Origin of the sequence: Shewanella sp. POL2 (assembly GCF_000282755.1) — a bacterium.
GTDB lineage: Bacteria > Pseudomonadota > Gammaproteobacteria > Enterobacterales > Shewanellaceae > Shewanella > Shewanella xiamenensis.
Genome location: NZ_AKZL01000082.1, coordinates 1 through 19,735, shown reverse-complemented (window position 1 = coordinate 19,735; position 19,735 = coordinate 1). Strand labels below are relative to the sequence as shown.

15 protein-coding genes are annotated in these 19,735 nt (G+C 47.5%); 11 read left to right on the top strand and 4 right to left on the bottom strand.

The annotated features are described in order from the left end of the window. The 6 genes from SHEWPOL2_RS17775 to deoD form a co-directional block, all read left to right on the top strand. The coding region (locus SHEWPOL2_RS17775) for a nucleoside transporter C-terminal domain-containing protein (protein ID WP_037430285.1) at positions 1-505 on the top strand (505 nt) is incomplete at its 5' end. Between the two features lie 349 nt (positions 506-854). Further along, a complete protein-coding gene (locus SHEWPOL2_RS17770) occupies positions 855-1,715 on the top strand; it encodes an outer membrane protein OmpK (protein ID WP_037430283.1) in 861 nt (286 codons plus the stop codon). A gap of 411 nt (positions 1,716-2,126) precedes the next feature. Further along, complete coding sequence (deoC, locus tag SHEWPOL2_RS17765) at positions 2,127-2,897, top strand: deoxyribose-phosphate aldolase (RefSeq protein ID WP_011625501.1); 771 nt, start codon at positions 2,127-2,129, stop codon at positions 2,895-2,897. A 184-nt stretch (positions 2,898-3,081) separates the two neighbouring features. Next, the gene (deoA, locus tag SHEWPOL2_RS17760; protein ID WP_037430282.1) at positions 3,082-4,413 is read left to right on the top strand and encodes a thymidine phosphorylase; all 1,332 of its coding nucleotides are present in this window, start codon (positions 3,082-3,084) and stop codon (positions 4,411-4,413) included. Between the two features lie 9 nt (positions 4,414-4,422). Next, complete coding sequence (locus SHEWPOL2_RS17755; RefSeq protein WP_011716154.1) at positions 4,423-5,637, top strand: phosphopentomutase; 1,215 nt, start codon at positions 4,423-4,425, stop codon at positions 5,635-5,637. A gap of 91 nt (positions 5,638-5,728) precedes the next feature. Further along, positions 5,729-6,439 (top strand): purine-nucleoside phosphorylase, encoded by a 711-nt coding sequence (deoD, locus tag SHEWPOL2_RS17750; RefSeq protein WP_011071449.1) that lies wholly within the window; start codon positions 5,729-5,731, stop codon positions 6,437-6,439. 168 nt (positions 6,440-6,607) lie between these two features. On the opposite strand, the gene SHEWPOL2_RS17745 is transcribed toward deoD, so the two are convergent. Further along, positions 6,608-7,783: an AhpA/YtjB family protein gene (locus tag SHEWPOL2_RS17745; protein ID WP_086024079.1), complete on the bottom strand. Its 1,176-nt coding sequence runs from the start codon at positions 7,781-7,783 to the stop codon at positions 6,608-6,610. 79 nt (positions 7,784-7,862) lie between these two features. Between SHEWPOL2_RS17745 and serB the strand changes: the two genes are divergently transcribed. Together serB and SHEWPOL2_RS17735 are read left to right on the top strand one after the other, a co-directional pair. Beyond that, complete coding sequence (serB, locus tag SHEWPOL2_RS17740; protein ID WP_037430277.1) at positions 7,863-8,855, top strand: phosphoserine phosphatase SerB; 993 nt, start codon at positions 7,863-7,865, stop codon at positions 8,853-8,855. A 105-nt stretch (positions 8,856-8,960) separates the two neighbouring features. Continuing rightward, on the top strand, positions 8,961-9,947 hold the full coding sequence (locus SHEWPOL2_RS17735; RefSeq protein ID WP_037430276.1) for an alpha/beta hydrolase: 987 nt from the start codon (positions 8,961-8,963) through the stop codon (positions 9,945-9,947). Position 9,948: 1 nt separating this feature from the next. On the opposite strand, the gene SHEWPOL2_RS17730 is transcribed toward SHEWPOL2_RS17735, so the two are convergent. After that, on the bottom strand, positions 9,949-12,327 hold the full coding sequence (locus tag SHEWPOL2_RS17730; protein ID WP_037430275.1) for a PilZ domain-containing protein: 2,379 nt from the start codon (positions 12,325-12,327) through the stop codon (positions 9,949-9,951). 102 nt (positions 12,328-12,429) lie between these two features. On the opposite strand from SHEWPOL2_RS17730, the gene radA reads away from it, so the two are divergent. Then, positions 12,430-13,794 (top strand): DNA repair protein RadA, encoded by a 1,365-nt coding sequence (gene radA, locus SHEWPOL2_RS17725; RefSeq protein ID WP_037430274.1) that lies wholly within the window; start codon positions 12,430-12,432, stop codon positions 13,792-13,794. 82 nt (positions 13,795-13,876) lie between these two features. On the opposite strand, the gene SHEWPOL2_RS17720 is transcribed toward radA, so the two are convergent. Beyond that, positions 13,877-14,269 carry a PilZ domain-containing protein gene (locus tag SHEWPOL2_RS17720; RefSeq protein ID WP_086024078.1) on the bottom strand — a complete coding sequence of 131 codons (393 nt, stop codon included), beginning with the start codon at positions 14,267-14,269 and terminating at the stop codon, positions 13,877-13,879. A gap of 179 nt (positions 14,270-14,448) precedes the next feature. On the opposite strand from SHEWPOL2_RS17720, the gene torR reads away from it, so the two are divergent. After that, positions 14,449-15,159, top strand: coding sequence for a two-component system response regulator TorR (gene torR / locus SHEWPOL2_RS17715; RefSeq protein ID WP_037430273.1), 711 nt, complete (start codon positions 14,449-14,451; stop codon positions 15,157-15,159). Between the two features lie 28 nt (positions 15,160-15,187). On the opposite strand, the gene torT is transcribed toward torR, so the two are convergent. Then, a complete protein-coding gene (gene torT, locus SHEWPOL2_RS17710; RefSeq protein ID WP_037430270.1) occupies positions 15,188-16,255 on the bottom strand; it encodes a TMAO reductase system periplasmic protein TorT in 1,068 nt (355 codons plus the stop codon). Between the two features lie 56 nt (positions 16,256-16,311). Here torT and torS point away from each other — a divergent pair, with 56 nt between their 5' ends. Then, complete coding sequence (gene torS / locus SHEWPOL2_RS17705) at positions 16,312-19,383, top strand: TMAO reductase system sensor histidine kinase/response regulator TorS (RefSeq protein WP_037430268.1); 3,072 nt, start codon at positions 16,312-16,314, stop codon at positions 19,381-19,383. Positions 19,384-19,735: the final 352 nt, after the last annotated feature.

Here is a 19,735-nt window from a genome sequence, read left to right as displayed (position 1 = left end):
GCTGAACGTAGGTGCAATGCTGTTAGCCTTCGTTGGTTTGATCGCTATGATCAACGGCATCATCGGTGGTGTAGGTGGTTGGTTTGGTGTTGAAGGTTTAACACTGGAACTGATCCTTGGCTATGTGTTCATGCCTTTAGCATTCCTTATCGGTGTGCCTTGGAATGAAGCATTAGTTGCTGGTTCTTTCATTGGTCAAAAGATCATTGTTAACGAATTCGTAGCTTACCTGAACTTTGCTCCATACTTAAAAGACATCGCTGATGGCGGTATGGTTGTGGCTGAGACTGGCTTAGCTATGACCGACAGAACCAAAGCGATTGTTTCGTTTGCACTGTGTGGTTTTGCGAACTTGTCTTCTATCGCAATTCTGTTGGGTGGTTTAGGTGCTATGGCTCCTAACCGTCGTCACGATTTAGCTAAAATGGGTATTCGTGCGGTTATCGCAGGCTCGTTAGCTAACTTAATGAGTGCAACAATTGCGGGTCTGTTCTTAGCTATCTAAGCGCAGAAACGTTGGGGAAGAGATTCCCTACTAACTAGGTCCTGACCATGCAGGGCAGGACCTAAGTTAATTCAACCATTTTCCAGTAGTGATTCCTGTAGTGAATAGTTTCTCCGATTGTATAGGTCAGATTACAACTAAACTTTAGCTGTGATGCTGTCTTACGGTCGTGACGTACGGTTAAGTTAATTAGTCGTAAACAATAAGTCGCGACTTTGTTCACAATTAAGAATTTTGTGTTCGTGATTTTACGCAAGATTATTGAGATTTTTTTTAATCGAGGTAAAATGCGAGCGCCACAAAAAGAACGCTACCCTAGACGGTAGCAACCAAAATAATGGGGTTGATGATGAAAAACGTTAAAACTTTAGCTTTAGCCGCTACAGCAGTAGCTGCAATCTCTGGCAACGCATTTGCTGCAGACCGTTCAGACCTTCACGGTTCTGACTACAAGTGGATGCAGTTCAACGCTATGTACTCTATCGGTGAAAAACCGGAGAATCCAGCGTCTGGCGACCAACATAACTACTTAGAAATGGAGTTTGGCGGTCGTTCTGGTGTATTCGATCTCTATGGTTATGTTGACGTATTCAACTTAGCGAATGAAAGCTCAAACCATGGTGACAAGAATCCTGGTACAGGTAAAAGCAAGCTGTTTATGAAGTTTGCACCACGTGTATCTATTGATGCATTAACGGGTAAAGACTTATCTTTCGGACCAGTACAAGAAGTTTACTTCTCTACTCTGTTCAATTGGGACGGATTAATCGGTGGCGATGCTAACGGCCAAAATGTTGGTGTTAACTCTACTTTCTGGGGTGTTGGTGCTGACGTAAACGTGCCTTGGTTAGGCAAAACAGGTATGAACCTGTACGCTTACTACGACATGAACGCGAAAGAGTGGAACGGTTACCAATTCTCTGCTAACTGGTTCAAGCCTTTCTACTTCTTCGACAACAAGAGCTTCCTGTCATTCCAAGGTTACATCGATTATCAATTCGGTGCTGACGCAACTGATGACTTGTACGTACCTAAAACTTCTAACGGTGGTAACATCTTCTTCGGTCTATACTGGCACTCAGATCGTTACGCTCTGGGCTATGGCCTGAAAGGCTTCAAAGACGTTTATTTGTTAGAAGATAAAGGTGGTTTAGTTGGCCTAGAATCAACAGGTTGGTCACACTATCTGTCTGCTACTTACAAGTTTTAATTTCTTGTAAGAGCCGTTGGAGCCGCCGTGGCGGCTCCATCTTTTATGTGTCATGAATCTTTATCTAAACCCATTTATAATTTGAGCAGTGCGTTTATATAAAGGTTTGTGTTTTTCTCGCGCTAAAACGGATTTTTCGCGGAAAAGTAGGAACAAGACATTATTCGTATCCTCTCTTCCGGTCTTCAAGGATTCAAGTCGTGATCACTTATAGTCAATTTAAGTGTCAGGATGCCTAGTTATGTATAGGCAAGATTGAATACCTAATAAATATGTAATTTGCCCTACACAAATTACTCGGCATCGCCTGAAGGCCCGGCCATATAAAAATAATCAAAATAATGCCACCTCTAAGCGTTGCTTATAAGCGACTGATTTCTGTTTATTTGTTTTTTCTTTTGGAGAGCTATTATGACTGATTTAAAAAAAGCAGCACAACGCGCCATCGAACTTATGGATTTAACCACCTTAAATGATGACGATACCGATCAGAAGGTGATCGACCTGTGTCACAAAGCGGTAACGCCAGCGGGTAATACTGCTGCCATCTGTATTTATCCTCGTTTCATTCCCATCGCACGTAAGACCCTCGATGAATTGGGCGCCGAAGACATTCAAATCGCGACAGTAACCAACTTCCCACACGGTAACGACGATATCGCTATCGCGGTATTAGAAACCCGTGCAGCGGTTGCCTATGGCGCCGATGAAGTGGACGTGGTATTTCCATACCGCGCGCTGATGGAAGGCAATGAAACAGTCGGCTATGAGTTAGTCAAAGCCTGTAAAGAAGCCTGTGGCGAAGTATTGCTGAAAGTCATCATTGAATCGGGTGTATTAGCCGATCCTGCGCTTATTCGCCGCGCCTCTGAACTGTCTATCGATGCCGGGGCTGATTTTATCAAGACGTCTACCGGTAAAGTGCCTGTCAACGCGACCCTTGAAGCGGCTGAAATCATGCTGACTGTGATCAGTGAGAAGAACACCAAAGTAGGCTTTAAGCCTGCTGGCGGCGTACGTGATGCTGCTCAAGCTGCAGAGTTTTTAGGTGTGGCTGAGCGTATTCTTGGTGCGGATTGGGTCTCTCCACGTACCTTTAGATTTGGTGCTTCAAGCTTACTCAATAGCTTGTTACACACGTTAGAATTAGCCGATGCGCCTAAGCCGACTCAAGGCTATTAATCGAACATTGCATCTCGATTAATACCAAAATCGTATATCGAAACTAATTAAGTGTGACCTAAATCTAGTTGGAAACATCAAAACTTCGATAGCATGTAATTGTAATATTGCTACAGTTTTGATGTTTCATTGCAAAGCTAAATAACGGATATGTTGTATTAGTATTTAGCTTGGAGGCAGTATCATGTTTCTAGCTCAAGAAATTATACGTAAGAAACGCAATGGGTTAGCCTTAAGTACCGAAGAGATCCAGTTCTTCGTTAAGGGCATTACCACCAATGCAGTGTCGGAAGGTCAGATCGCCGCATTAGGCATGGCTGTGTATTTTAATGACATGAATATGGATGAAAGAATCGCTTTGACTACGGCAATGCGCGATTCTGGCACTGTACTCAATTGGCAATCACTTGGTCTTAATGGCCCTGTCATCGATAAACACAGTACAGGTGGTGTCGGTGATGTGATTAGTCTTATGCTCGGCCCTATGGCCGCTGCCTGCGGTGGTTATGTGCCGATGATTTCGGGTCGCGGACTCGGACATACAGGCGGTACGCTCGATAAGTTCGACGCTATTCCCGGTTATCAAACCGAACCTTCGAGTGAATTGTTCCGCAAAGTGGTTAAAGACGTTGGTGTGGCGATTATTGGCCAAACTGGTGATCTGGTCCCCGCCGATAAACGTTTCTACTCCATCCGTGACAACACTGCGACCGTCGAATCCATCTCCCTCATTACCGCCTCTATTCTCTCTAAGAAATTAGCTTGTAGTCTCGATGCATTGGCGATGGACGTTAAAGTCGGTAGCGGCGCATTTATGCCAACTTACGAAGCCTCTGAAGAGCTTGCTCGCAGCATTGCGGCGGTAGCCAATGGCGCAGGTACTAAAACGACGGCCTTACTCACCGACATGAACCAAGTATTAGCCTCATGTGCGGGTAATGCGGTTGAAGTGAAAGAAGCCATCGACTTCTTAACCGGTGCTTACCGTAATCCTCGTCTGTACGCTGTGACTATGGGTCTTTGCGCCGAGATGTTACTCCTTGGTGGCTTAGCGACCGATGAAACGGATGCCCGTGCCAAGTTAAACCGTGTACTCGATAATGGCCGTGCTGCCGAGATCTTTGGCAAGATGGTTTCAGGCCTCGGTGGCCCCGTCGATTTTGTCGAAAACTACAGTAAGTACTTACCGCAATCACAAATTATTCGCCCTGTCTTTGCGGATACCCAAGGTTATGCTTACAGCATGGATACCCGCGAACTCGGTTTAGCCGTGGTTACCTTAGGTGGTGGTCGTCGCAAACCTGGTGATGCACTCGACTACAGTGTTGGTTTGACGCAAGTCTGTGCCCTTGGCGATAAAATTGATGCTTCTACGCCGATTGCTGTGATCCACGCGCAATCTGAAGAAGCCTTTGCGCAGGCAGAAGAAGCGGTGAAAAAAGCGATTCATATCGATGAAGTCGCTCCAGAAAAAACACCTGAGATCTATGCTTATATTCGAGCTTCGGATCTTTAAGGAAGAATTATGAAACGTACAGTTATAATGATGTTGGATTCCTTTGGCGTGGGCGCTGCTGGTGACGCCGCCAAGTTTGGGGATCTAGGTTCTGACACATTTGGCCATATCGCTAAAGCGTGTGCCGAAGGTGAAGCCGATATCGGCCGTGAAGGTCCGTTAACGCTGCCAAACTTGGCCCGTTTAGGTTTGGCCCATGCGGCGATGGAAAGCACGGGGGCGTTTGCTCCAGGCTTTGCGGACAATGTTGAGTTGATTGGTGCCTATGGCCATGCTCAGGAATTAAGTTCGGGTAAAGATACCCCGAGCGGTCACTGGGAAATGGCGGGAGTACCCGTATTATTCGAATGGGGCTATTTTAGCGAGCACCAAAACTCATTCCCTAAAGAGCTGACCGATAAGATTTTGGCCCGTGCGGGACTCGATGGCTTTTTAGGTAACTGCCATGCTTCTGGTACTACTATTCTGGAAGAATTAGGCGAAGAGCACATGCGCTCTGGTAAGCCAATTTTTTACACCTCGGCAGATTCTGTATTCCAGATTGCATGCCATGAAGGCACATTTGGCTTAGAAAATTTATATCGTCTTTGCGAAATCGCCCGTGAAGAGTTAGAACCTTATAACATTGGCCGCGTGATTGCGCGTCCATTCGATGGTACTGGCCCAAGCGACTTTGCTCGTACTGGTAACCGTAAGGATTACTCCCTCGAGCCGCCAGCGAAGACAGTGTTAGATAAGTTAAAAGCCGCCGGTGGTGAAGTGGTGAGTGTGGGCAAGATTGCCGACATTTACGCTTACTGTGGCATCACCAAAAAGGTGAAGGCAAACGGTTTAGAAGCGTTATTTGATGCAACGTTAGCCGAAGTGAAATCAGCGGGTGAAAATACTATCGTATTCACTAACTTTGTTGATTTTGACTCCCACTATGGCCACCGCCGTGATGTAGCAGGTTATGCGAAAGGGCTGGAGTATTTCGACTCGCGTTTACCTGAAATGCTGGCGCTGCTGGATGAGGACGATCTGTTAATCCTCACCGCTGACCATGGTTGCGACCCAACATGGCAAGGTACGGACCATACTCGTGAATATGTGCCTGTATTGGCCTATGGCGCAGGACTGAAAGCCGGTTCACTCGGTCGCCGTAACAGTTTCGCTGATATCGGCCAATCTATCGCAAGCTACTTCAAGCTTGAGCCGATGGAATACGGTGAGTCGTTTATCTAAGTAAACGTGCAAGATCTCGATTTGGCGGCCAGCATTGGGCCGCCAGTAAACAAAGACTTAAGTCTTAATAAAATAAACAGGGGTTATTTCGATGGCAACACCACACATTAATGCTGTAGAGGGCGCATTCGCTGAGACGGTTCTGTTTCCAGGCGATCCATTACGTGCAAAATATATCGCTGAAACATTCTTAGAAAATGTTGAGCAAGTGACTGACGTTCGAAACATGCTAGGTTTTACTGGTACTTACAAAGGTAAACGTATTTCTGTTATGGGTTCAGGCATGGGTATTCCTTCATGCTCAATCTATGCAACCGAATTAATTAAAGACTACGGCGTTAAGAACCTGATCCGCGTGGGTACTTGTGGCGCGATCAGCACTGACGTTAAAGTGCGCGATGTGATCATCGGCATGGGTGCTTGTACCGATTCTCAAGTTAACCGCTTACGTTTCAAAGGCCAAGATTTCGCGGCTATCGCGAACTACGAGCTGATGAATGCCGTGATCGAGTCTGCCAAAGTTAAAGGCACTAAGATCCGTGTTGGTAACGTTTTCTCTGCCGACCTGTTCTACACTCCTGATCCACAAATGTTTGACGTGATGGAAAAAATGGGCGTGTTAGGCGTAGAAATGGAAGCCGCTGGTTTATACGGTGTTGCCCATGAATTCGGTGCCCGTGCATTGTGTGTGGTAACGGTATCTGACCATATCCGTACTGGCGAAAAAACCACTTCTGAAGAGCGTCAAACCACGTTCAACGATATGATCGTGATGACATTAGACGCTGCAATTACGCTGTAATGTGTTGCTAATGCAGTCATAAGAAAAGGGTTCGCATTGCGAACCCTTTTTATTACCCTGTCTTCTTTTAGATTAGCCTGCTAAACCGTCCTGCCAAATGTTCGATGGATAAAATCCTGTAATGCGGCGCAGACCAAAGATGCCTCAGTTTGACCTGAGACGCTTCAATTAACCCGTTGAGTCTGTGTCTAAATCGCTCGGTTGAACAGGGACTTTCTCCGTGGAGGATTTCGAGGTATTGGTCTTCACGCGGCGGACAGATTTAACCTTAGGTTTATTCGGGGTGGATACTGAGGTTTGTGGCTCTGTGGCCGACGCAGCAGCTTGCGTCGACTGCGTTTTAGACTGAGGCATAGTGTTGGATGATGATTCATCCTTTGCTCCCATCTCAGGAGCTATCTCTGGTTTTAACTCAGTTTTCAGATCAGACACTTGCTCTGGCGTTTGCTCAGACTCAGTTTTTGTTTCTGTAATGGCTTTGGCCTTCTTCACTTTAGGCTGAATACTGGCTTGATTACTGTTTTCATCCGGCACTTTAGCGTTTTCTGTGATTTTTTCTAAAGGCAAAGTATCTGTAGTTGGTTTATTTTCTTCGGTTTCTTTATTTTCTGTCGGCTTTTGAGCGGCCTCTGTATCACTCGCGATGACTTCATCCAACTGCTCATCCTGATGACCCGCAGGCTTCGATTCCTCAGCCGCTTCAGGGTTTTTTATGGCTTTATTCTTTTTAGGGTTTTTACGCAATTTGGCGCGGGTGCGGCGACGGTCAAAATCGGCGCGCTTAAAAGATAAGGCGCGGGATAGCAACATGCCGATAAGGCCGGCAACAAGCAGCATGATTTGTTGTTGCTCCATATTTAGGTTATGCGCTTCTTTGATTTCATTAAAAAATAGTTTGGTATCGAGCCTAACCTCGACATAACCTAAATTCTTGCCATCCTGAGTCACGGGTTCAACATAGGGCGGATATTTGCTCAGTAGCAGACTCATTTCTTCTGATTCGGGATCTAAGGCATCTTTAGTCAGGCTTTGAGCAAAGGCTAAGCGTATTCCTTGATCGCTAAATATTGCAGCCGACATCACCTTAGGATCTTCAACTAGGGCGCTGGCGAGCCACTGGAGTTGCTCATCATTTTGTAATTGTAGGGCGGGCGCCGCGCTATAGGCCGTTTGCTGCACCAGTAATCTGGCCATCTTTTGCGTTTGGGACTTTAGAAGCAGCTGACCTTGTAGTAGGCTTGTTTGCCACAATTGCACTAAGCCGACCATCAAGGTCAAGGCGATGGCGATTTGGAGCAGTCTACTGATTTTATGGCTTTTCTTTAGCCCTTTAAGATATAACACTTTGACCCTTAATAATGAGAGCGCTTGCCTAATCATAATTGATTCTGCGTGAGCCCGATAGTTGGAGAACACGAGTCCTATGGAAAGCTTGAACCAAAATCCGCTGTTTGTATGGATAGCAGCTAACCCTTTACCTCGTTTTGAATATCAGGGGCTCAGTTTCGAGGCTTATCAGGAATCGTCTACGCGGCCATCCTTGAGTGTATTTGCTATGCGTCTGATTTACGAAGATTTAAGTCTTGAAGACTCTCTTGCGACTTGGATTGTTTCTCTGGCTGAAAGTCTCAAATTAACCACGCTCTCCATCGCACCTATTCGTCGTCAAGTGGCACTGCATTGCGTCGAATTAGCGCTGCCTGTAGAACCCAGTGCTGAATTGTTAGCAACCTGTCCATCTCAGGTGGAGTTACATTTAATTCACGGCCCATTACCTAAACTGAGCGAGCCCGGTTTACTGGTGATGGACATGGATTCTACCGCGATCCAAATTGAATGTATCGATGAACTTGCCGCGATGGCTGGGGTCGGCGAGCAAGTGGCGGCGATCACTGAGCGCGCGATGCAGGGGGAGCTCGATTTTGAGCAGAGTCTGCGCCAAAGGGTTGCCCAGCTTCAGGGCGCCGATGCCAAGATTATTCAAACCTTGTGTGACACTTTGCCATTGATGCCGGGTCTTGAGGCCATGTTGACCGAGCTTAAGTCGCATCATTGGCGCCTCGTTGTGGCTTCAGGAGGCTTCACGCCGTTTGTTGGCCACTTAAAACAGCTGCTGAATTTAGATGCGGCCTTTGCCAATGAATTAGTCATAACGGACGGTCAGCTGGCGGGAGCCGTCACCGGAAAAGTCGTCGATGCCCAGTTTAAGGCCGATGTGGTCAACCGTTGTAGCCAAGACTGGCAAATCCCAGTGGGGCAACGTGTGGCGATAGGTGATGGTGCTAACGATATTCCTATGGTGCAGGCGGCTGACTTTGGGATTGCCTTCCATGCCAAGCCCAAACTTGCCGCCGCAGCAGATGCTCGGATCCGTAGTTTGGACCTTAGAGTATTGCCTTATCTATTGCAGTTTTAAATAAGTGTCTCAGTCGATTATGTGGTGACATTAGAGTAATGACTCTTGTTTTTTGAGGCTTAACTGGTAGTTTAGTGTTCATTAATGGACTACCAGTGACTGATTTTGACTTCAACTCCAGATGAGCATTCTGCTCAAACATTTTCACAAACCTCCCTCTATCTTCCTTATCGGGATGGACAGTTACACCTGCGCCAGTTGTTGCCAACTACTGCTGATTTTTCTAAACCGCCGATCCTGATGTTGCATGGCGCTATGTCAAATGGCCGAGTTTTTTACAGCCAGAGCGGTCGTGGTTTGGGATGTTTTCTTGCTAAGGCGGGTTTTGTGGTTTATGTGCTCGATACCGCTGGACGAGGATTAAGTTTACCAAAAATCAGTCGAGATTTTACCTTAGGACAAGGTGAGGTGATCCGTGAGCAATTGCCATTAGTACAGCAGTCTATTTTGAATATTCATAATCAGGCCTGTCAGGAACAGGGGAAAATATCCCCCTCACGTGTGCATTGGTGCGCCCATTCCTGGGGCGGAGTGTTGATGGCGAGCGCCTTAGCGCGTTACCCTGAACTGCAGCAAAGTGTGCGTTCACTACTCACCTTCGGCAGTAAACGCACTATTCGCGTCAAATCTTTCAAAAAATGGTTGATGGTCGATGTGTTTTGGAATCGCCTTGCACCAAGTTTAGCGGTTGGGCAGGGATATCTCGCCGCCGATAAACTGCGTGTCGGTATGGATAACGAGAGTCGGGCATCATTGAATCAAAGTATTGATTGGGTGCGAGGTGAGTGGCGCGATCACGATGACGGTTTTGATTATGCCAAGGCGGCGAAGGCAGCCAACTGGCCCGTCGCTTGGTTTATAGCGGGGCAAAACGATACTGTGCTTGGGCATCCTGAAGATGTCGCCGATATGATCTCTGAGTGTGGCTTTCGCCAAGTGAAATTCACTTTGCTCTCAAAGGCGAATGGCTTTAAACACGACTATGGCCATGCGGATATGCTGACTCATCTGGATGCGATGAGTGACCATTTTCCGCTGATCCGCGATTGGTATTTAGGCTTTGAACTCGCGGTATTAAAAGACGAGGAATAAGTTAGGCCTGTTTATGTAACACTGGGTATCTTAATTCCACTTCTTGGGTGATATCCAGCAATTCACCTACACCGATAATACGCCAGAGCTGATCTTCAAGTTGTTTTGCCCTGTGATTTGCATGGATATTGATATATTCCAATTCGCGGCGCAGATATCCCATATCCGGTTTTTCGGTGGCTCCTCGGTAAATTCGCAGTGCCATAAAACGTCCAGCCAATTTACTTTGGGTGATAAACGCGACTTTAGCTTGAGCATCACCGACTTCAATAGCGGGTATACATTTTAAATGGAATCGGCCGCGGGACTGACGCGTCAGTTGAATAAAGACTTCAATAAAATCCATATCCTGCTGGGGTTTCATTTGGCGGATGGGGTCGAGAATATCCCGTTTAAAAAAGCCATCCTTGAGCAACGGAGCGAGGTTATATTGCAACGTATCTGAAGAACCCGCGGCAAAAATATCACTAATTTCATCATGTTCAGTACTGACGCCTAAGCAAGCCACTTGTGCTGATTTAGTCGTTTTTTCAACGAAGTAGGGTACAGAATGGAGTTCGCGTAATAGGATATTTTTAAGTCCATCAGCAAGCTCGTTTGCTTCACTATTATTTTCAGTGAGTTGTTCTAGCTTTTCTTTATTGTGGGCGATTAATTTGTTTAAAAACTCGACACCGACATGGGGCGTATGGCCCATGACAGCGGCTAAATGTAACGTGACGCCATTCTTACGGGTTCGAACTAAGCGGTAGGGTAAATTCTCGAGTTGAGTTTTGCCGGCAATGGTTTGCAGTTTAGGTAAACTGATCATTAAGGGTTTATTGGTTACAAACGCCGTGGGATTGTCGAGCGTGAGCTGCATGCCACGACCTGAGATATCTAAGGTGATTCCTGTTGCTTTTAGGCCACCCTGCGAGACATTGACTAAGGTTTTAAAGGCGAAGCGTGCTTCCTGCCGCCGCTCACTAAATTGCATTGCAATCGGTTTGATTTGGTGGGTGCTGAGCCGTTGCTGGCCGAAAGCTTTTAGGGCATTGGCATTGCTATCATCCTGCCAGGCTTTATAGGTCGCTCTTTCATCCTCATTGGTCAGATCAATGAGTTGTAGCATATGGCTAAACAGCGCTAACTGTTGTTCGACCAACGGACTATATTTGGCATCATCTCCCGGTAATGTCGCTCGGCGATAGCCTTTAGCATGGTAAATTTTATCTGGAACCAGTTTGAAAATACGCCAGCTTGGTTTGGTTGAAGCAAAACCTAAAAACAATGATACCAAGCCCTTAACTTTTAATTCGGCTAAGGTTGCCGAATAAAAATACAAGCAGCCTTGGGCGTTGTAGGTAAACGTAAAAAATAACCCATAGTCAGGATTTTCGGGATGGCTAAGTAGCGCAGAAAGCCGTGCTGATGTCAGCATTGCTGGTAACTGGCTGATATCGTTCTCATCTTGAAAATAATGCACTATCTGCTGATTATCTCGACTCAGCAGCATATGGCTAATTGATTGGGTTTGTTGATTCAAAAATAACGGTAAATGTGGCAAATGCGGCAGATAATGACGCTCGAATCCAAGGCCGGATGCGGTTACTAATACGTCATTAACATCGAGTTTATAACGGAGTTTATAGCCTCGAATCAAATTGCCCAGCATTTCGCCTAGCGCATCAGTGCCACCAATACGCTTCAATCTTAACCAAATAAATTCACCATTAGTTTGGCTATCAACAATGTGGTAATCGACTCCAAGTTGTAGATCGGGGTAATAATATTCTTCACTTAGCTCGAGAAGCTTTACCTTTAGCGGTTTATCGAGGTCAAAAGGATGATTCGCCGCCAAGCGAATGCGCGCACCACCAATGGATAAATCAACGGTGATCCCCGGCATTTCAGGTCTGCCAGGTTGGGAAACGGCAATGCGGATACTGTAATTCATCCGCTCTTCAGTGCGATTAAAATAACTGCCGAGTACAACGCCTGGCACCATAAAGGGTTCGAGTTCGACGGTATCGCTTTGTTGTGTCACCTGGCGTAATTTTTGTCGTCGAAGTTGATGGGCGGCGATGACGTATTCATATACGCCTAAAGTGTATTTGTTACGGTATAAGGACATGGCCTCTTGCAGGCTATGTTTAGCTGGCTCATCGAGAAAATGGCGCTGCTGACCCAGCATGACTTCACTACAGGGCAACTCTGACTTATCCCTAAGGTCAATAATCCGCGTGCAGGGCGAGGCTAAACGATTCAACTCCATTTTTAATAAAAAACGGGTGGAATTGTTTTCATCGACAGTCAGCTGCTGGAAAATCTCCTGGAAGTTAGGTTCCATGAGCAGCGGCTTGAGTTGTTCTATGAGTGCACTATGGTTATCTAAACTCATGTAGTGGTCTTTTCTAATGCTGATTTTATGCGTGCTGTGTTAGTCTAATGTCGGCAGTATTCACAGTTACTTAAATTGATTTTATACAGATTTTAATAAGTTATGGCAAAGAATAAAACCGCGTACGTGTGCAATGAGTGTGGACAGGATTTTCCCCGTTGGCAAGGGCAATGCAGTGCTTGTCACGAGTGGAATACGATAACTGAAGTGCGCTTAGGTGCCGCCTCGCCCGGACGGGGGACTCAGTTTGCCGGTTACGCTGGTGCAGGCAGTAGCGAAGTCAAAACCTTAGACCAAATTGATCTCAATGCCTTGCCACGTATAGTGAGCCACTTTGGTGAACTCGACCGGGTACTTGGAGGCGGCATTGTGCCTGGATCGGCGATTTTGATTGGCGGTCATCCCGGAGCTGGTAAGAGTACTTTGCTGCTTCAGACCCTATGCCATTTAGCCGAGAAAATGCCCGCGCTTTATGTTACTGGGGAAGAATCGCTCCAGCAGGTGGCGATGCGGGCCCATCGTCTTGGCTTGCCAACCAATAAACTGAGGATGTTATCCGAAACCAGTGTGGAGTTGATCTGCGAAGTCGCCCTGAAAGAATCACCAAAAGTCATCGTTGTCGACTCTATTCAAGTTATGCATATGAGCGATGTAGCGTCGAGTCCCGGCAGCGTGTCGCAGGTACGTGAATCAGCCTCCTATCTAACCCGTTTCGCGAAGCAAAATGGCATTGCTGTTATTATGGTGGGTCATGTCACCAAAGATGGCAGCCTCGCCGGGCCAAAAGTGCTCGAGCACTGTATCGATTGCTCGGTGATGTTTGAAGGGGATAGCGACAGCCGTTATCGTACTTTGCGCTCCCACAAGAACCGCTTCGGGGCGATCAACGAGCTGGGCGTATTTGCCATGACGGAACGTGGCTTGAAGGAAGTGGCTAACCCATCCGCAATTTTCCTCTCCCGCGGCGAGGAAGAATCCTCGGGCTCCTTGGTCATGGTGGTGTGGGAAGGTACGCGCCCGTTACTGGTTGAACTGCAAGTGCTGGTGGATAATTCTGCCATGTCCAATCCGCGCCGTGTGGCAGTGGGGATGGATGCAAACCGTTTGGCCATGTTGCTTGCGGTGATGCATCGCCACGGTGGCTTGCAAATGTCGGATCAGGACGTGTTTGTGAACGTGGTCGGCGGGGTTAAAGTAACCGAAACCAGTGCCGACTTAACCCTGCTACTGGCTATGGTATCGAGTTTTCGTGGCGATATTTTACCGAGTGATTTAGTGGTGTTTGGTGAAGTGGGCTTATCTGGCGAAATTCGACCTGTGCCAAATGGGCAAGAACGTTTAGTCGAAGCCGCTAAGCATGGTTTTAAACGAGCGATAGTGCCTCGAGCGAACGTGCCGAAAAAACCGCCAGTGGGAATGGAAGTGGTGGGCGTTTCCAAGCTATCAGAAGCCCTTGAAGCAATCTAATCTAAAAAACAACAGCGCCTTAAGCGCTGTTTGTTTTTACTCGGGAGTCAAGCCCGTACCACCCAATCACTATCCGTGGTGTTTAATCGGCGGAATGATGTTTTTCGACAAAGAGCGCCAATTCACGGTTCAGAATTGAGGCATCGCCTAAGTTAAGCTCAACGATGCGTTTGAGGTGGCTGATGCTGTCGACATCGATAATGTTACATTTAAGCCCTAGTTGGTGATTACGTTGATGCACCAACTCAGTTTCCATTTGCAGCTCAATATCGGAGCCCTGCAGAGTAAAGTTAAGGATGATAGGCTCATCTGAATGGCTAAATCCTGCGGGTTCTTCCACTAAAGCACCATTTAGGCTGAGATCCAATATTGAGGTTTGCCATTGCTTTTCACCTTGGTGTATTGACGCACTTGCGGCAAAGAGGATCCGTGAAAAATGTCGTCTTTCATCAATCACTAATTCTTTATCTTTCATAGTTTGTTAGCGCCCACACCAATCAATATGCCTAAGCATATGTCATATTGAGGAGAGTGTAAAAGCTCGGCAGATTTTTGTGCAATAAAGTAATGTAGATCGCATATTTTACCTTTCCTTCATATGCAAATATGAAAAAGTATGAATAATTCAGTTAAGCAAAATAAGAGAAGTTGAACATGGCCTATAGTGTGCTCGTTGTCGATGATGAAGCAGTTATTCGTGCGCGATTGAAGGGATACTTTGAAAAGGAAGGTTATCGTGTGATTGAGGCTGCCGATGGCGAGCAAATGTGGTACGAGTTTAATCGTCAACATATCGATTTAATTATGTTAGATATTAACCTGCCTGGGGTCGATGGCTTAAGTTTAACCCGCGAGTTACGCAGCCGCTCCCATGTGGGGATTATCTTAGTCTCTGGCCGTGATGAATCGATTGATAAAATCGTTGGCCTGGAGATGGGCGCCGATGATTATGTGACTAAGCCCTTCGAACTGCGGGAACTATTGGTGAGGGTAAAAAACCTGCTATGGCGGATTTCTTTGGTAAAACAAGCCGAACAGGCGCTGGTGCAGGAATTATCACAGCCCGATGATTTGATAAGTTTTGAAGGCTATCAGCTTGAATTAAATAGCCGTAAGCTGCGCCAAGGGGAGGAGCTTATCAAGCTCACTAAGGCCGAATTTGAGTTATTAACCGCCTTTGCTTTGCATCCGCAGCAGGTACTTTCTCGCGAGCGCTTAATGCAGCAAACCAGTCATCGCAATCATGATGTGAATGACAGAACCATAGATGTTATTATCCGCCGTCTACGTAATAAGCTCAATCCCGAGCTCTTTGTCACTGTCCATGGTGAGGGGTATTTATTTGCCGCTAAGGTGGATGACTGATCTCTAACTTAGATCTTGTGTTAAGCGCTCAAGGGCGCACTTGATACAAGGGATAAAAATCCGCTTCGGCAAGGCTAAAGCCAAGTGCCGACAGGGTATTTTTTGATGCGGTGCGCTCAACGATAGCTGGACCTATATCGCCAAAAGGCGCGGCGCCTTCGAGCTGTTTTACCGTAACATCGATGGCGAGTTTGCCCTGCAACACGACCAGATCATCATTGCTGTAGACCACTTTTTGCCGCATCAAGCCGCGCAGAATCGCGGGGGATAAGTAACTGCTCACCAGCTTGATATCTTGCGTCAGCTGTTTTTGTTTGAGGGTGCTAACGGCGGCTTCTATCGCCACAGCACTACCTAGAATATAGTTAGGCTGCTGGGCTTTTAGCAGTATCTGTAGTTGATCGCGGTAGAGATTGCGATTGTTATCGGCGTGCTGAATCGCACTGATGCTAACATTGCTACCTTCAAGCGCATGACGAATCCCTTGCTCGACTAAATCGGTGCCGCCGAGGTTTTCGGGGCCGGCTAAGAGGGCCAAGGTGGTCGGCTGGGTTGGCGTATGTGCCTTGGCATCCGCCTTAATAAAATGGCCCGCGCTTAGCCCCATTTGATACCAGTTAACGCCGATATGGGTCTGCACTTGTTCTGAATTAAGTTTATTCACTAGGGCGAGCACGGGTTTGGTTAGCGGCTCGGAAAACTGTTCGAGCAGATTAGGGCTCACTGCGCCGAGTAAAATTGCGTCGTAGTCACCGCTCATGCAGGTGCGTAACTGTTCGAGTTGCTTATCCTGATGGTAGTAGCTGCCCGCTTCGAACAGATCTAAAGATACGCCAAGGAATTTGGCATGTTGGATTAGGCCATAATCGATGCCAATCCAATAAGCGTCCTTCAGGTGAGGGACGAGGACACATAGACGCCAAGCTTGTTGGGCTTTAGTGAGAGGATGATAATCAAGCGCCTGCGCCTGCTGAATTTTGGCATTAAAGGGATGGCGTTGCTCTAATGGCCAAGTTTGGCTGTTGGCATTGGCAGGCGATAAACATAACAGGCCAAAAGTGGTGAGTGTGAGCAAAGCTTGCCAAAATTTTCCCATTGTCTCGTATCATCCACAGTGATCATTTCGAAGGCATTGTAACAGAAGGAACAAGTGTGGCGCCTTTATCTTTATCGCGAAGTAGTTTAACTGGCAGACTCATGCTCGCCTTCGGTGTGCTTGGGGTATTGCTGTTGCTACTGGTTAGCTTAGGTAGCCTGAGTTTACATTGGCTCAAGCAGGCCGACAGTTATCTGTATGAAGAATCCTTACCCGCCTCTCAAGCCGCGCGCCAATTAGTGCAGGCCTCTAATGCCTTATCCGATGGCGTGACCCAGTTAGGCCAAGTGGAGGATGAGCGGCAGCGGGAATTTATCGGCCGTAAGCTCAGCCTTGAAAGCGCCACAATGTTAAATAGCATCAAAGTGTTACTGACACTGGATGTGAACGAAGATAATCATTTATCCGTATTAGCTGGGCAAATCATCGAGCAATTAACCTTATTGGGTAAGAGTGTGGGCCAGCGCATTACCTTAGGGGATGAGTTGCAGCTTAGGGCCCGTGAGTTATCACTTGCCGCAGCCCATGCCTCTGAGTTATTGCAATCCGAATTGGCGGTAGTCGACTCGGCGATTTTAGCAAAACTCAGCCAAGCTTATCCCGATATGGCGGGGAATAAACGCAGTGGGCAACTGCTTGATGATGTGATTGAACGTGAGCTCGATATCCAAGAACAGCTCAATCGCGCGCTCAAGTTAGTGCATCAAATTGCGCTGCTCAGTCAGTTATTTGAGGCATCTGAATTACAGTCCGAGCTGCAATTGAGTGTTCCCCGTTTATTGGCAACCTTTGCCAGCACTGCATCATCGCACCCCATGGCGCAGAATCATCCAAAACAAGGGACGGCTATCGATCAGGCATCAAGCGCAAACACAGATTCGCCTGCGGCAGAGGTGGGTATCGATTTAATGGCGCTAACGACAGTTTCTGAGCTTATCCGCGATCCCGGCAGGCTCAATGCGCTAAAGGCGGAACTGGCTGTTCTTCTCCATACCCCCAAAATTATTAAATTACAGCGAGAACTGAGTCAAAGTTTGCAGCGGCAACAGCGGCAGCAGCAGTTAGCGGAAAAACTCTATAGCCTCAATACGCTGGTGGATAGTGCGCTTAATCAACAGCAACAGCGGGCGGAGTTGGCGCGTAGTGATTATTTAACGCAGTTGTCTTACGCCCGCTTGGGGTTGTGGGGCACGGGCATATTAATGTTGGTTATCATAGCAGTCGTGGTTTATCGGGTGATCTATCGCGGCATTGCCTTGAGGTTAAATCAGGCGACCGAGGCTATGTCGCGCTTAAGTTTAGGGGACACTAATGTGAGCCTCGATGCCCACGGCGACGATGAGTTGACCGCCATGGCCAATGCCATCGAGGCATTTAAGCGAAAAACCGCCCATAACCTGAAATTGCAGGCGGATTTACGTCTGGTCGCCGATGAGCTGACCGAGCATAAAAAGGCCCTTGAACAAACCGTGGCCACGCGCACACAGGAATTGGCCGAAGCCAACCTGCGCCTTGATGCGGAGGCCAAAGGCCATGCTAAGGCAAGAATCGTTGCCGAGGAGGCGAGTCAGGCAAAATCCCAATTCCTAGCGACCATGAGCCATGAGATTCGTACCCCGCTCAACGGCTTACTCGGGACGCTTACCTTGCTCGGCCATAGTCAGTTACCGCCCGCGCAGCAACAGATGCTCGCGCTGTCGCAATACAGCGGAACGCTGCTGCAAACCGTGCTGAGCGATATTCTCGATTTCTCCCGCCTCGAGCAGGGCAATTTAACCAATGAGCCTAGGCCTACGGATATCAACGCACTGCTCGATGAAGTGCTGGCAATTATGGTAGCGGGCGCCAATTTGGCGGGATTGAGTCTAAGACTTAATCGTCCCCAGTTACCCGCGTGTATCCAGATTGATGGCCCTAAGCTGAGGCAGGTACTGTTTAACTTGATTGGTAACGGCATTAAATTCACCCCCGAAGGCGGCGTGAGTCTGAATGTCAGCGTGCGGGGCGATAAACTCGCTTTTGTGGTGGCAGATACCGGCGTGGGGATTGCGCCCGAGGTGCGCGAGCAATTATTTATGCCTTACTGCGTATTGCCTAATCAGGGGCGCAGCCGTGGGACTGGTTTGGGGCTTGCCATTTGCAAACAGTTAGTTGAACTGATGGATGCACAGGGGCCAGGAATTTGGGTCAAGAGTGAGCCAGGTAAGGGCAGCGAGTTTGGTTTTGAGCTGAGTTTTTCCCAGTGTGATAAGGCATTCGATACGCAAACTCAGGTGCAAAAACGGGTTAATCCCCTGCGGGTGTTAGTGATCGAAGACAACAAGGTCAATGCCATGGTCGCGCAAGGGTTTTTGGCGCATTTAGGCCACAGTTCCAGCTTGGCCATCAGTTGTCAGCAGGCGCTGACGCATGTGAGTGGCGATAAGGCATTCGATGCCGTGATGCTCGATATTCAACTGAGTGATGGTTCTGGGCTAGCATTATTACCACAGCTAAAGGCATTACTGACAAATGACATTGTTAATGAGAGTGTTAATGAGAGTATTAAGTTTGCCGCCTTTACCGCGCAGATGCAGACGGAGGATCTTAGCCTCTATCGGGAGGCGGGGTTTGATACTGTGTTAGCCAAACCCTTGAGCCTGCAAACCCTGACAGAATGGCTGGGCGTTGCTTCGTTGCCAGCGTGTGTGCCATCTTCTTCGGGGAGTGAGAGTCCTGCGTTGCCAGCGAGTCCTTCCTTAACCTTCGCATCTTCGGAGTCATTGGCTCAATCGGCTAAAACCTTATTAGATCTTAATCAGTTACAGCAAGATCTCGAGGTGTTAGGTGTGAAAACATTGAGCGATATGTTGGCGCTCTATCGAACGTCCAGTGCCGAGCAAATTGAGCGACTCTCGGCGCTAAGCTCTGTGGCGGATTTCAGCGAGGGTGCAAAACTATTGCACGCGCTTAAGGGCAGTAGTGCCAGCATGGGACTAAAAGCACTGACTCAGTGTTGTCAGGTATGGGAAAAGCAGCTTAAAACCACAGACGCCCAAAAGCTTGAAATACAGTCGGCCAATGAACTGAGAACCTGCTGGCTGGCATCGATGACGGCATTCGAACAATGGTTAGTCACAGTGGAATAGGGCTTAATACCAATCACATTAAATATCTAATCAGTTCAGAGCCTCACAGGCATCTCAATCCAAGGCGTATTGACGCAGAAATGGTCATTCCCTTTTAAGTCAATGCAACACCGGAGTGGGATGCCTGTGTGGCTCCCAAAGGGCGGGTTTCAACACGCTTTATACTGCGTTTAAGGCTTTCGACAGAGCACCACTATGCCTTCAAGCCTTCGCCTTGTCTAAAGCGCGTTGAATTCCCGCTGAATGAACAGATATTTAATACGATTGGTATAAGTATCAACGCTCAACGAAATACATAAAAAAAGCGGCTCCCAAGAGTGGGAGCCGCTTTCGTTCAACCGCATCAAAAAAC